The following is a 12431-nucleotide window of genomic DNA, read 5'->3' on the forward strand; positions in this document are numbered from 1 at the left end:
CGCTATCGGGACCGGGCCCGATACACGATGTAAGGGCGGAACAAATAGGTTATCGGGGCCGAAAGCGCGTGCACGAGGCGGCTGAACGGGAAAAGCACGAACAACGCCATCCCGATCACGGTGTGCACCTTGTAAAGGACGCTCGCGTGCCCCATCGCGGTGGCGTCCGGGGCGAGCACGAAGATGCCGCGGAACCAGGGGGCGACCGTCGTCCGGTAGCTCACCTCGCTCGGCACGAACCCCGCCACCGTCGTCACCACGCCCGCGACGATCGCCGCGGCGAGCACCACGTACATGGTCTTGTCGTTCTTCGTCGTGGCCAGGAAGACGGGCCCGTTCGTCCGGCGGCGGTAGACCAGCAGGGCCAGCGCCACCAGCGTGGCCAGCCCGGCCAGGCCGCCCCAGATCAGGGCGTTGGCGTGGTACGCCTCGTTCGACACGCCGATCGCGTCCGTCCAGGAGAGCGGGACGAGCAGGCCGGTCACGTGCCCGATGATCACGAAGATCAGGCCGTAGTGGAACACCGGGCTGGCCACGCGCAGCAGCGGGCTCTCGTAGAGCTGCGACGACCGGGTGGTCCAGCCGAACTTGTCGTACCGGTACCGCCAGATCAGGCCGCCGATGAAGATCACCAGGGTGACGTACGGCGTGACCACCCACAACATGCTCTCGCCCCAGCTCACCGGTACCCTCCCACGGTCTCGGCCGGCGGCCCCCCGGCGGCCAGGCGGTGCGCGGCGGCGCGTTCGGCGGCCGTGGGCGGCGGCAGCGCCGCGCACACCACCCCGATCACCTCCGCGTACGGCGAGCCCAGCTCGGTCAGGGCGGACAGCAGCAGATCGAGCCCGACGCGATGCTCCCTCAGCAACGCCACGCCGGACGGGTCGAGCGCCGCGAACTCCAGCACGACCGGCAGGAAGTCGGGCAGCTCGTCGTCCAGCAGCTCCCAGCCGGCCACGCGGTAACGCTGCTTGAGCGCGGCCAGGGACGCGCCGCGGCGGCGGGTGTCGCCGTCGGTGTAGTAGGTCAGGTAGAGGCAGCAGCGCCGGTGCAGGTCGAACGTGTCGACGTAGTGCGCGGCCAGGTCGCCCGCGTCCAGGTCCGCGATCCGCGCCAGGAACGCCGCGAAGTGCGGCTCGGCGGCCTCCCTGATCAGCGGCAGGCGGCGGTGGAAACGTTCGTCGGGGTAGGCGAGCAGGTGCGCGGCGGCCTGCCAGATCACGGCCTTGTTCATGATTTCCCCTTCTTCGGGGGGAAGAGACCTGCTGGGATGCCCCGGCCGTCCCAGTTGAGGAGGTTCACCCGGTCGTGGGTGATCTCGTCGCTGGTCTGGCGGTCCTTGAGCCCGTGGAAGGACTCGACGGAGACCGGCAGCGGCCTGCCCGACGCCTCCCCGAAGGGGGCCTGCATGCCGGGGCCGCCGTAGTAGTCGAGGCTGCAGCCGGCCTCCTCGACCACGCCGGGCACGTTGCCGTACGCGGTCGGGATCACGTACCGCTCCTCGTACTTGGCCAGGGCCAGCAGGCGGTACATGGCCCTGATGTCGTCCTCGGTCAGGCCGGTGTCCGGCAGGACCGGCTCCTGCCCCAGGTTGACCCCCCGCATGTACGAGCGCATCGCGGCCAGCCGGCGCAGCGCGGCCGTCACCGGCACGGGATCGCCCGCGGTGAACAGCTCGGCCAGGTACTCCACGGGGATGCGCAGCGACTCGATGGCGGCGAACAGGTTGTCCGCGTCCTCGCCGTCGTGCCCGGTGTTCGCCAGGGCGTCCACGACGGGGGAGAGCGGCGGGACGTACCAGACCATCGGCAACGTCCGGTACTCCGGGTGCAAGGGGAGCGCTATGCGATATTTCATAATCAGGTCGTATACGGGGGATCTGCGGGCCGCCTCGATCCAGTCGGCCGGCAGCCCCGCCGTGGCCACGGCCGGGTCGTCGGGGTCGACGAAGACGCCGAGCTGGGCCTCGTACAGGTCGCGCTCGTCGGCCACCGAGGCGGCCTGGCTCACCCGGTCGGCGTCGTAGAGCAGCACCCCGAGGTAGCGCAGGCGGCCCACGCAGGTCTCCGAGCACACCGTCGGCAGCCCCACCTCGACCCGCGGGTAGCAGAAGGTGCACTTCTCGGCCTTGCCGGTCCGGTGGTTGAAGTAGACCTTCTTGTACGGGCACCCCGTCACGCACATCCGCCAGCCCCGGCAACTGTCCTGGTCCACCAGGACGATCCCGTCCTCGGCCCGCTTGTACATGGCCCCCGACGGGCACGAGGCCACGCAGGACGGGTTCAGGCAGTGCTCGCAGATGCGCGGCAGGTAGAACATGAACGCCTGCTCGAAGTCCAGCCTGACCTGCTCCGACACCTTGCCCAGCACCGGGTCGGGGGACGGGTCGCCGCCCAGGTTGTCGTCCCAGTTGGCGCTCCAGCGGATCTTCATGGGCTCGTTGCTGATCAGCGACCTCGGCGGCGCCACCGGGACGTCGTCGGAGAGCGGGGCGCGGGTCAGGTTCTCGTAGTCGTAGGTCCAGGGCTCGTAGTAGTCCTGGATGGAGGGCATGAGCGGGTTGGCGAAGATGGTGGCCAGCTTGCGGAACCGGCCTCCGGCGCGCAGTGTCAGGCGGCCCCTGCGGTCGAGCTTCCAGCCGCCCCGCCAGCGTTCCTGGTCCTCGTACCGGCGGGGGTAGCCCTGGCCGGGGCGGGTCTCGACGTTGTTGAACCAGACGTACTCGACGCCGGGACGGTTCGTCCAGGTCTGTTTGCAGGTGACGGAACAGGTGTGACAGCCGATGCACTTGTCCAGGTTCATCACCATGGCGATCTGAGCCATGATCTTCATCAGTAGCGCACCTCCTGCGACCTGCGGCGAATGGTGGTGACCTCGTCCCGCTGGTTGCCCGTGGGGCCGAGGTAGTTGAAGGCGTACGAGAGCTGGGCGTAGCCGCCGATCATGTGCGTGGGCTTGATCAGCACCCTGGTCAGCGCGTTGTGGATGCCGCCGCGGCGGCCGGTCTCCTCCGACTTCGGCACGTCGATCAGCCGGTCCTGGGCGTGGAACATGTAGACCGTGCCCTTCGGCATGCGGTGGGACACGATGGCCCGGGCCACCACGACGCCGTTGCGGTTGACCGCCTCGATCCAGTCGTTGTCGGCGATGCCGAGCCGGGTCGCGTCCTCGGTGGACATCCAGATGGTCGGGCCGCCGCGCGACAGCGACAACATGAGCAGGTTGTCCTGGTACTCGGAGTGGATCGACCACTTGGAGTGCGGGGTCAGGTAGCGCAGGGTGGCGCTCTCGCCGAAGAGCTCGGCCATGTCCAGCGGCGGCCGGTAGACCGGCAGGGCCTCGCCGTACTCGTGCATCCAGTCGTGGTCGAGGAAGAAGTGCATGCGACCGGTGAGCGTGTGCCAGGGCTTGCCGTTCTCGACGTTGATCGTGAACGGCGAGTAGCGGCGGTCGTGCGCCTCCTTGCCCGACCACTCCGGGCTGGCCGCGATGTGCGTGGGCCGGGCCTGGGTGTCGGCGAAGACGATGCGGTGACCCTCGTCCATCAGGTCGTCGAAGCTGCGGCCGGTGCGCCGGGCGAGCTGGCGGAAACCCTGGGCGGCCAGCCTGCCGTTGCTCACCCCGGACAGCGCGAGGATCGTCTCGCACGCCTTGGCGTCGGTGTCCAGCTCGGGACGGCCCTTCGCCACGCCGCGCGGCACCAGGCCGCAGCGCTGGCCGAGCCAGGCGACCTCCTCGTCCGGCATGAAGGTCACGCCCTTGACCTGGAGGCCGAGCCGCTCGGTGAGCGGGCCGAGCGCGGCCAGCTGCTCCGCGACCGCGCCGTAGTCGCGCTCGACCACCTTCAGCGTCGGCTCCGGCGCGCCGGACGCGCGCCCGCCGGGCTGCCCGGTCTCGCCCGGCGTGTCGTGCTGGTACGGGACCACCACGACGTCCCTGCGCACCCCCAGCCGCTCCTTGGCCAGCGCGCTGAAGGCCCTGGCGATGGCGTGGAAGGCGGCGAAGTCCGTCCTGGTCTCCCAGGGCGGCGAGATGGCCGGGTTGAACGCGTGCACGAACGGGTGCATGTCCGTCGAGGACAGGTCGTACTTCTCGTACCAGGTGGCGGCGGGCAGCACGATGTCGGAGTAGACCGTCGAGGACGTCATCCGGAAGTCGAGCGTGAGCAGCAGGTCCAGCTTGCCCCTCGGCGCCTCGGGGTCGGGGTGTTCCAGGTTGGACGTGGCGCCGAGCAGGTGGTGCAGGAAGTACTCGTTGCCCTTGGCCGACGAGCCGAGCAGGTTCGACCGCCACAGGGTCAGCACCCGCGGCCAGTTGGCCGGGTCGTCGGGGTCCTCGGCGGCGTGCCGGAGCCTGCCCTGCCGCAGCTCCTCCAGCGTGTACGCCACGGGGTCCTCGTGCTCGCCCAGCTCCAGCGGGTTGCGGTCGAAGGCGGGCGACATCGGCATCCAGCCGTTGCGCACGGCCTCGGCCACCAGGTCGGCCGTGTGCCTGCCGCGGAACGCGCCGGGCCCGAGCGGCGAGGTCAGCGCGCCGGCGTCGAACCGGTCGTAACGCCACTGGTCGGTGTGCAGGTACCAGTACGGCGTGCCGGGCGCCTGCCGCGGCGGGCGCGACCAGTCGAGCGCGCCGGCCAGCACCGCCCAGCCGCTCTGCGGGCGGCACTTCTCCTGGCCGACGTAGTGGGCCCAGCCGCCGCCGTTGCGCCCCTGGCAGCCGGTCAGCAGCAGCAGCGACAGGAACGCCCGGTAGATGGTGTCGCCGTGGAACCACTGGGTGGCGCCCGCGCCCATGATGATCATGCAGCGGCCGCGGGTGGTCTCCGCCGTCCTGGCGAACTCGCGGGTGATCTTGACCACCCGCTCGGCCGGGACGCCGGTGACCGGCTCCTGCCAGCCCGGCGTGTACGGCTCGGCCGCGTCGTCGTACCCGCCCGGCCAGACGCCCGGCAGGCCCGGCCTGGGGACGCCGTACTGGGCGAGCAGCAGGTCGAACACCGTCGTCACCAGCCGTCCGCCGACGCGGGCGACCGGCACGCCCCGGCGCAGGGCGCCCTCGCCGTCGAAGCGCGGCAGCAGGAGCTGGACGCACTCGCCGCCGTACAGGGTGAGCTTCGGGTCGACGTCCAGATCGAGGTTCCAGCGGCCCTCGCCGGAGTCGGTCCAGCGGAAGCCGACCGAGCCGTTCGGGACCACCGGCTCGCCGGACCCGGCCATGAGCACGGTCTTCCACTCGGCCGCCTCCTCCGCCGAGCCCAGGTCCTTGGCCGTGAGGAACTTGTCCGGCACGTACGCGTCCTCGTGCTCGCGCAGCGTGACCAGGAAGGGCAGGTCGGTGCAGCGCTTGACGTAGCCGGTGAAGTACGGCACCTCGCGGTCGACGAAGAACTCCTTCAGCAGCACGTGGCCCATGGCCATGGCCAGGGCGCCGTCCGTGCCGGGACGCACGCTCAGGAACTCGTCGGCGAACTTGGCCGCGTCGCTGAAGTCGGGCGAGACCACCACGACCTTCTGGCCCCGGTAGCGCGCCTCGGCCATCCAGTGGGCGTCCGGCGTGCGGGTGACCGGGACGTTGGAGCCCCACATCATCAGGTACGCGGCGTCCCACCAGTCGGCCGACTCCGGGACGTCGGTCTGGTCGCCGAACACCTGCGGCGAGGCCACCGGCAGGTCGGCGTACCAGTCGTAGAAGGAGAGCATCGTGCCGCCGATCAGCGACACGAACCGGGAGCCGACGGCGTGGGAGACCATCGACATCGCCGGGATGGGGGAGAACCCCGCGACCCGGTCCGGCCCGTACGCCTGGATGGTGTGCACGTGCGCCGCGGCGATCATCTCGACGGCCAGGTCCCAGGTCACCCGGACGAGCCCGCCCCGGCCGCGCGCGCCCTGGTAGCTCGCCCGCTTCTCCGGATCGGTGGTGACCTCGGCCCAGGCGGCCACCGGGTCGCCCAGCCGCTCCCGCGCCTCCAGGTAGAGCTGCACCAGCACGCCCCGCGCGTACGGGTAGCGGATCCGCGTCGGCGAGTAGGTGTACCAGGAGAAGGCCGCCCCGCGCGGGCAGCCGCGCGGCTCGTACTCCGGCCGGTCGGGGCCCACGCCCGGATAGTCGGTCTCCTGCGTCTCCCAGGTGATGATGCCGTCCTTGACGAACACCTTCCACGAGCACGAACCGGTGCAGTTCACGCCGTGCGTCGAGCGCACCACCTTGTCGTGGCTCCACCGGTCGCGGTAGAAGGCGTCGCCTTCCGTGCCGCCTTTCAGATAGAGAGTCCGCAGGTCACCGCTGGTGGCCGATCTGCGGAGGAACCGACCGGTCTTCAGCAGGAGATCCTCGGCGCTCATACCCCCACTTCATCACAGAAGGTGACCCTCTGTTACACAGGGTGTATGTCTGTGCTTCGTAAAGGTCAGGTGCGGAACCTGGCGCTGGCCACGGCGGCCTTCGCCGTGACGTTCTGGGCCTGGAACCTCATCGGCCCCCTGTCGGGCAGTTACAGCAGGCAGCTGCACCTGTCCGCGACACAGACCTCGCTGCTTGTCGCGATCCCGGTGCTGGTCGGCTCGCTCGGGCGCATCCCGGTGGGCGTGCTGGCCGACCGGCTCGGCGGGCGGCGCATGTTCGCGGTCATCTGCTTCGTGTCGATCGTGCCCGTCCTGCTCGTGGGCTGGTCCGAGTCGTACGGGTGGCTGCTGTTCTGGGGGTTCCTGCTGGGCGTCCCCGGCACGTCGTTCGCCATCGGCATCCCGTTCGTCAACGCCTGGTACGAGCCCGCCCGCAGAGGGTTCGCCACCGGCGTGTTCGGCGCCGGCATGGGCGGCACCGCGCTGTCGGCGTTCTTCACCCCCCGCCTGGTGGAGGAGTTCGGCCGGTTCGCGACCCACCTGCTCATGGCCGCGGTGCTCGCCCTGATGGGCGTGATCATGATCGGCGGCAGCCGCGACTCGCCCGCCTGGTCGCCCGCCACCGCCCCGGCCCTGCCCAGGATGCGCGAGGCGACGAAGCTCAGGGCCACCTGGCAGTGCGCCTTCCTGTACGCCGTCACCTTCGGCGGGTTCGTGGCGTTCTCGACGTACCTGCCGACCCTGCTGCAGAACGTCTACCACTTCGCCCAGACGGGCGCCGGGCTGCGCACGGCCGGCTTCTCGATCGCCGCCGTCGCCGCCCGGCCGATCGGCGGCACGTTGTCCGACCGGATCGGGCCGGTCAGGGTGCTGCTCATCTCGCTGGCCGGGACGGTCGTGATGGCGGTCGCGCTGTCGTTCCGGCCGCCCGCCGAGGTGCCCGCCGGGGCCTGCTTCGTGCTCATCGCCTTCTTCCTCGGGCTCGGCACGGGCGGCGTCTTCGCCCTGGTGGCCGAGCTCGTCGAGGCGTCGAAGGTCGGGACGGTGACGGGGCTCGTGGGCGCGGCCGGCGGGCTCGGCGGGTACTTCCCGCCGCTGGTGATGGGGGCCGTCTACGGCGCGTCCGGGTCGTACACCGTGGGCTACCTGCTGCTCGCGCTGACCGCCCTGGTCACGTTGCTCTACACCGTGCGCACGTTCCGGCACGTGCCCGATCGTTAGCCAGGCGAAAAACCGTTTGCCGGGCCGGGCGCCGGCTTGTCAACCTTGTCAGACCATGCGCTCCCTTCCTGAGGCCGATCCCGGCCTGCCCGACATCCGCAGCCCGCTCCGCTACCTGTGGTGGAACGCGCGGCGTCAGGCGCGTGCCCTGCTCGCCGGCATCGGCTTCGCCACGCTGTGGTGGCTGGTGCAGGCGCTCGTGCCCGCGGTGCTCGGCAAGGGCATCGACGCGGTCACCGCCAAGGACACCCGCGCGCTGCTGACCTGGGCGTCGATCCTGCTCGGGCTGGGGCTGCTGCAGGCGTTCACCGGGATCATGCGGCACCGGATGGCGGTGTTCAACTGGTTGTCGGCCGCCTACCGCACCGTCCAGGTGACCGCGCGGCAGGCCGCCAGGCTCGGGGCCACGCTGCCCAAGAAGGTCTCGACCGGCGAGGTCGTCAGCGTCGGCAACTCCGACATCGCCCACATCGGCAGCTCCATGGACATCCTGCTGCGCGGCACCGGGTCCGTGGTGGCCATCGTCGCGGTCACCGTCATCCTGCTGACGACGTCGGTCCCGCTCGGGCTGCTCGTGCTGTTCGGCGTGCCGCTCATGGCGGTCGCCGTCTCGCCGCTGCTCAAGCCGCTGCACCGGCGGCAGAAGCGGCAGCGCGAGCTGACCGGCGAGCTGTCCACCAGGGCCGCCGACATCGTGGCCGGCCTGCGGGTGCTCCGCGGCATCGGCGGCGAGCAGGTGTTCGCCGGCCGCTACGGCGAGGAGTCCCAGCGCGTGCGGCACGCCGGTGTGGGCGTGGCCCGGGTCGAGTCGCTGCTCGAAGGCGCCCAGATCCTGCTGCCCGGCCTGCTCATCGCGGTCGTCACCGGCATCGGCGCCACATTCGCGGTCGGCGGCGAGATCAGCACCGGCGACCTCGTCGCGCTCTACGGCTACGCCGCCTTCCTCATCGGCCCGCTGCGTACCTTGACCGAGGCCGCTGACAAGCTCACCAAGGGCCACGTCGCGGCCCGCCGCGTCATCCGCATCCTGGCGATCGAGCCGGAGGTCGCCGGCGGCACCGAGACCAGCGCCGGCGGCGTGCTGCGCGACTGCTACAGCGGCGTCACCCTCCAGCCCGGCATGCTCACCGCGGTCGCGGCCGACGCGCCCGAGGAGGCCGCCGCCATCGCCGACCGCCTCGGCCGGTACGCGCCGGGCGACGTCACCTTCGGCGCCGTCGAGCTGGCCTCGCTGCCCATGGCCGAGATCCGCGCGCGCATCCTGGTCGCCGGCAACGACGCCCGCCTGTTCACCGGCACGCTCAGGAACGAGCTCGACGTCCGCGACGCGGCCACCGACGAGGACGTGCGCGCGGCCCTGCACGCCGCCTGCGCCGAGGACATCGTCGAGGCGCTGCCCGACGGCCTCGACGCCCAGGTGTCCGAGGCCGGGCGCGAGTTCTCCGGCGGCCAGCAGCAGCGGCTGCGCCTGGCGCGGGCCCTGGTCGCCGACCCCGAGGTGCTCATCCTGGTCGAGCCCACCAGCGCCGTCGACGCCCACAGCGAGGCCCGCATCGCCGAGCGGCTGGCCAAGGCGCGCGCCGGCCGCACCACCATGATCTGCACGACCAGCCCGCTGGTGCTCGACCGGGCCGACCACGTGGTCTACGTGGCCGACGGCCGGGTGCTGGCCGAGGGGACACACCGGCACCTGCTGGACGCGTCCCCCGAATACGCCGCGACCGTGACCCGAGGGGAGGGCTGACCGTGGCCCGCGAGATCCTGCCGGTCGCCGACCGGAGACAGGTGCGCGCCTACGCGCGCCGGCTGACGCTGAAGTACCCGCGGCAGCTCACCGTCGCCCTGGCCCTGCACGGCCTGGCCGCCGTCGCCGGGCTCGTCGTGCCGTGGCAGCTCGGCAGCCTGGTCCAGACCGTCCAGGACGGCGGCGAGGTCGACGGGCTGCTCGTGGCCGTCGTCATCGGCGCGTTCCTGTTCCTCCAGGGCCTGCTGGTCCGCTTCGCCGTGCTGGCCTCGGCCAGGCTGGGCGAGAAGGTGCTGGCCGAGCTGCGCGAGGAGTTCGTCGACCGGGTGCTCGGCCTGCCGCTGTCCACGGTCGAGCGGGCGGGCGCCGGCGACCTGATCACCCGTACCTCCCGCGACGTCGACTCGTTGTCCAGGACCGTCCGGCACGCCGTGCCGGAGACGCTCATCGCGCTGGTCACCTTCGTGATCACCATGGGCGCGCTGGTGCTGGTCAGCCCGCAGCTCATGCTGCCGATGCTGGTCGCCGGCCCGCTGATCTGGTTCGCGACCCGCTGGTACCTCAAGCGGGCGCGCGACGGCTACCTGCGCGAGAACGCCGCGTACGCCGACATGACCGAGGGCCTGGCCGAGACCGTCGAGGGCGCGCGGGCCGTGGAGGCGCTCGGCCTCCAGGAACGCCGGCGCGAGCGCACCGACGGCGACATCCGCCGCTCCTACGCCGCCGAGCGCTACACCCTGGGCCTGCGGACGCTCTGGTTCCCCGCGGTCGAGCTCGGCTACGTCATCCCGGTGGTCTCCACGCTCCTGGTCGGCGGCCTGTTCTACACCAACGACTGGGTGACGGTCCAGCAGGTCACCGCCGCCCTGGTCTACGCCCAGCAGCTCATCGACCCGCTCGACCGGTTCCTCATGTGGATCGACGAGCTCCAGGTGGGCGGCGCGGCCATGGCCCGGCTGCTCGGCGTGGCCAACGTGCCCGACGACCGCCAGCCCACCGCCGCCCGCCCGGCCGGCGAGCTGTTGCGCGCCGACGACGTCAGGTACGCCTACCGCGAGGGCCGCGACGTGCTGCACGGCGTGTCGCTGACCGTCGAGCCGGGCGAGCGGCTGGCCATGGTCGGCCCGTCGGGGGCCGGCAAGTCCACGCTCGGACGGCTGCTGGCCGGCATCCACGGGCCGCGCACCGGCGCGGTCAGCGTGGGCGGCGTGCCGCTGGTCGACCTGCCGCTCGACGACCTGCGCGGGCACGTCGCGCTGGTCACCCAGGAGCACCACGTGTTCAAGGGCACCGTCCGCGACAACCTGCTGATCGCCCGCCCCGGCGCGGACGACGCGGCGGTGCGCGCGGCGCTGGCCGCGGTCGACGCGCTCGACTGGGTGCAGACGCTGCCCGAGGGGCTGGAGACCGAGGTCGGGTCCGGCGGCGCCGCCGTGCCGCCCGCGCAGGCCCAGCAGCTCGCGCTGGCCCGGCTGGTCCTGGCCGACCCGCACACGCTGGTGCTCGACGAGGCCACCTCGCTGATCGATCCGCGGGCCGCGCGCCACCTGGAACGCTCGCTGGCCGCCGTCCTGGAGGGGCGTACGGTGATCGCCATCGCCCACCGGCTCTACACCGCGCACGACGCCGACCGGGTGGCCGTCGTGGAGGACGGCCGGATCACCGAGCTGGGCCCGCACGAGGAGCTGGTCGCCGAGGGCGGCTCGTACGCGGCCCTGTGGGCGAGCTGGCACGGCACCCCCGCCGCCACTCCCTAGGCCACGGGCTCCCAGACCGGTCCTTCGGCCGTGTCCCGCGCGCGGCCGAAGACCACGTCGGCGAAGTGGATGCCGAAGCCGATCGTGTCCGGCCGCAGCAGCTCCTCGACCAGCCGCCGCCGGTGCACGGTCGACTCCACGCGGTCCAGGTCGGAGCCGGCCGGCCACTCGGGACGGCGCACCTGCACGGGGGAGTGCAGGGCGTCGCCGAAGGCCAGCAGCCGCTGCCCGCCCGAGGTGATCGTGTAGGCGGTGTGCCCGGAGGTGTGACCGGGCGCGAACGTGGCCCGCACCCCGGGGAAGATCTCCTCGCCGTCGCCGAACGTCCTGACCCGGGGGGCCATGGCCGTCAGGGCCTCCTCCGGCGTGCCGAAGTCGAGCGTCCGGTGGCGCTCGGCCCATTCGGGCTCGGCGAACAGGTACTCGGCGGACGGGAACGCGGGCCCGCCGGCGGCCGGGTGACAGGCCCAGCCGATGTGGTCGATGTGCAGGTGGGTGAAGGCCACCGCCTCGACGTCCTCGGGACGGCGGCCCAGCCGGGCGAGGTTGTCCAGCAGGTCGCCGCCGCGCAGCTCACCGATCAGCGGGTCGGCCGGGTCGTCCGGCTGGTGCACGGGGCCCACCCCCGCGTCGATCAGCAGGGCCCGCTCGCCCGCCTCCACCAGCAGGCCGCCGATGCCGGCCACGAGGTTGCCGGTCTCGTCCAGGTGGTCGGCGTGCTCGGCCCAGTCGCGCTCGGTGGTGCCCGGCAGCCAGCCGTACGGCTTGAGCCGCACGCTCCCGTCGGGCACGAACGTGACCTTGAGGTCGCCCACCTGCAGCGAGCGAAGGGTGGACGGGCGGCGCAGGCGAAGGCTCTCGGAAGTGCTCATGGCGGAAACTTATAGCTAGAACCTTTCAAGTTGCAAACATCCTAGCTTGAGGTAGTTTTGCGGTATGACAACGTCCGAAGCCGAAGCGCGGGCCGCGGCCGAGCGGAACCTCTGCGGCCTGGTGGGCGCGCTCGCCAGGCAGATCGAGGGGCACGTCAGGGAACGCGCGGCCGCGCTCGACCTCACCGCCGCCCAGGCGGTGGCGCTGCGCGAGCTGACCGGCCCGATGACCATGAGCGACCTGGCGGGGCGCATGGGCTGCGAGCCCTCCAACGCCACGTTCGTCATCGACCGGCTGGAACAGCAGGGCGTCGTGGAGCGCCGCCCGCATCCCAGCGACCGGCGGGCCAAGCTGCTCGTGCTCACCCAGGAGGGCGCCGGCCTGCGGGAGCGCCTGCTGGGTCTGCTGACCGAGGGCTCGCCGCTGGCCGCGCTCACGCCCGACGAGCAGTCCGTGCTCCAAAGCCTGCTGGAGCGGGCGGCGCCGCGGTAG

9 protein-coding genes are annotated in these 12431 nt (G+C 72.0%); 4 read left to right on the top strand and 5 right to left on the bottom strand.

The annotated features are described in order from the left end of the window. Positions 1-2 precede the first annotated feature (2 nt). Genes narI through AB0J71_RS15555 form a run of 4 tightly spaced genes read right to left on the bottom strand, consistent with a single transcriptional unit; the run spans position 3 to position 6344 of the window. Positions 3-683, bottom strand: coding sequence for a respiratory nitrate reductase subunit gamma (narI, locus tag AB0J71_RS15540; RefSeq protein WP_364414605.1), 681 nt, complete (start codon positions 681-683; stop codon positions 3-5). After that, positions 680-1234: a nitrate reductase molybdenum cofactor assembly chaperone gene (gene narJ / locus AB0J71_RS15545; RefSeq protein WP_352324143.1), complete on the bottom strand. Its 555-nt coding sequence runs from the start codon at positions 1232-1234 to the stop codon at positions 680-682. The genes narI and narJ overlap by 4 nt, the downstream gene beginning before the upstream one ends. Beyond that, positions 1231-2832, bottom strand: coding sequence for a nitrate reductase subunit beta (gene narH / locus AB0J71_RS15550; protein ID WP_352324142.1), 1602 nt, complete (start codon positions 2830-2832; stop codon positions 1231-1233). Before narH ends, narJ begins: the two co-directional genes overlap by 4 nt. Then, positions 2832-6344 carry a nitrate reductase subunit alpha gene (locus AB0J71_RS15555; protein WP_364414607.1) on the bottom strand — a complete coding sequence of 1171 codons (3513 nt, stop codon included), beginning with the start codon at positions 6342-6344 and terminating at the stop codon, positions 2832-2834. The genes narH and AB0J71_RS15555 overlap by 1 nt, the downstream gene beginning before the upstream one ends. 45 nt (positions 6345-6389) lie before the next feature. On the opposite strand from AB0J71_RS15555, the gene AB0J71_RS15560 reads away from it, so the two are divergent. The 3 genes from AB0J71_RS15560 to AB0J71_RS15570 are packed head-to-tail and all read left to right on the top strand — an operon-like array spanning position 6390 to position 11066. Next, positions 6390-7565: an MFS transporter gene (locus AB0J71_RS15560; protein ID WP_364414609.1), complete on the top strand. Its 1176-nt coding sequence runs from the start codon at positions 6390-6392 to the stop codon at positions 7563-7565. Between the two features lie 55 nt (positions 7566-7620). Then, positions 7621-9309: an ABC transporter ATP-binding protein gene (locus AB0J71_RS15565; RefSeq protein ID WP_364392601.1), complete on the top strand. Its 1689-nt coding sequence runs from the start codon at positions 7621-7623 to the stop codon at positions 9307-9309. Positions 9310-9311: 2 nt separating this feature from the next. Next, complete coding sequence (locus AB0J71_RS15570) at positions 9312-11066, top strand: ABC transporter ATP-binding protein (protein ID WP_352325606.1); 1755 nt, start codon at positions 9312-9314, stop codon at positions 11064-11066. Here the strand turns inward: AB0J71_RS15570 and AB0J71_RS15575 are convergent. Continuing rightward, a complete protein-coding gene (locus AB0J71_RS15575; protein ID WP_364414611.1) occupies positions 11063-11938 on the bottom strand; it encodes an MBL fold metallo-hydrolase in 876 nt (291 codons plus the stop codon). The two genes, AB0J71_RS15570 and AB0J71_RS15575, sit on opposite strands and share 4 nt — an antisense overlap. 64 nt (positions 11939-12002) lie before the next feature. Between AB0J71_RS15575 and AB0J71_RS15580 the strand changes: the two genes are divergently transcribed. Beyond that, positions 12003-12431: a MarR family transcriptional regulator gene (locus AB0J71_RS15580; protein ID WP_352325604.1), complete on the top strand. Its 429-nt coding sequence runs from the start codon at positions 12003-12005 to the stop codon at positions 12429-12431.

The organism is Nonomuraea sp. NPDC049637, from assembly GCF_040675235.1.
Classification (GTDB): domain Bacteria; phylum Actinomycetota; class Actinomycetes; order Streptosporangiales; family Streptosporangiaceae; genus Nonomuraea.

Bases quoted from the DNA above. Each gene is read 5' to 3' on its own strand.
- AB0J71_RS15565 (WP_364392601.1), top strand. From the start codon at position 7,621: ATGCGCTCCCTTCCTGAGGCCGATCCCGGCCTGCCCGACATCCGCAGC.
- AB0J71_RS15555 (WP_364414607.1), bottom strand. From the start codon at position 6,344: ATGAGCGCCGAGGATCTCCTGCTGAAGACCGGTCGGTTCCTCCGCAGA.
- AB0J71_RS15560 (WP_364414609.1), top strand. From the start codon at position 6,390: ATGTCTGTGCTTCGTAAAGGTCAGGTGCGGAACCTGGCGCTGGCCACG.
- narH (WP_352324142.1), bottom strand. From the start codon at position 2,832: ATGAAGATCATGGCTCAGATCGCCATGGTGATGAACCTGGACAAGTGC.
- narJ (WP_352324143.1), bottom strand. From the start codon at position 1,234: ATGAACAAGGCCGTGATCTGGCAGGCCGCCGCGCACCTGCTCGCCTAC.
- AB0J71_RS15580 (WP_352325604.1), top strand. From the start codon at position 12,003: ATGACAACGTCCGAAGCCGAAGCGCGGGCCGCGGCCGAGCGGAACCTC.
- AB0J71_RS15575 (WP_364414611.1), bottom strand. From the start codon at position 11,938: ATGAGCACTTCCGAGAGCCTTCGCCTGCGCCGCCCGTCCACCCTTCGC.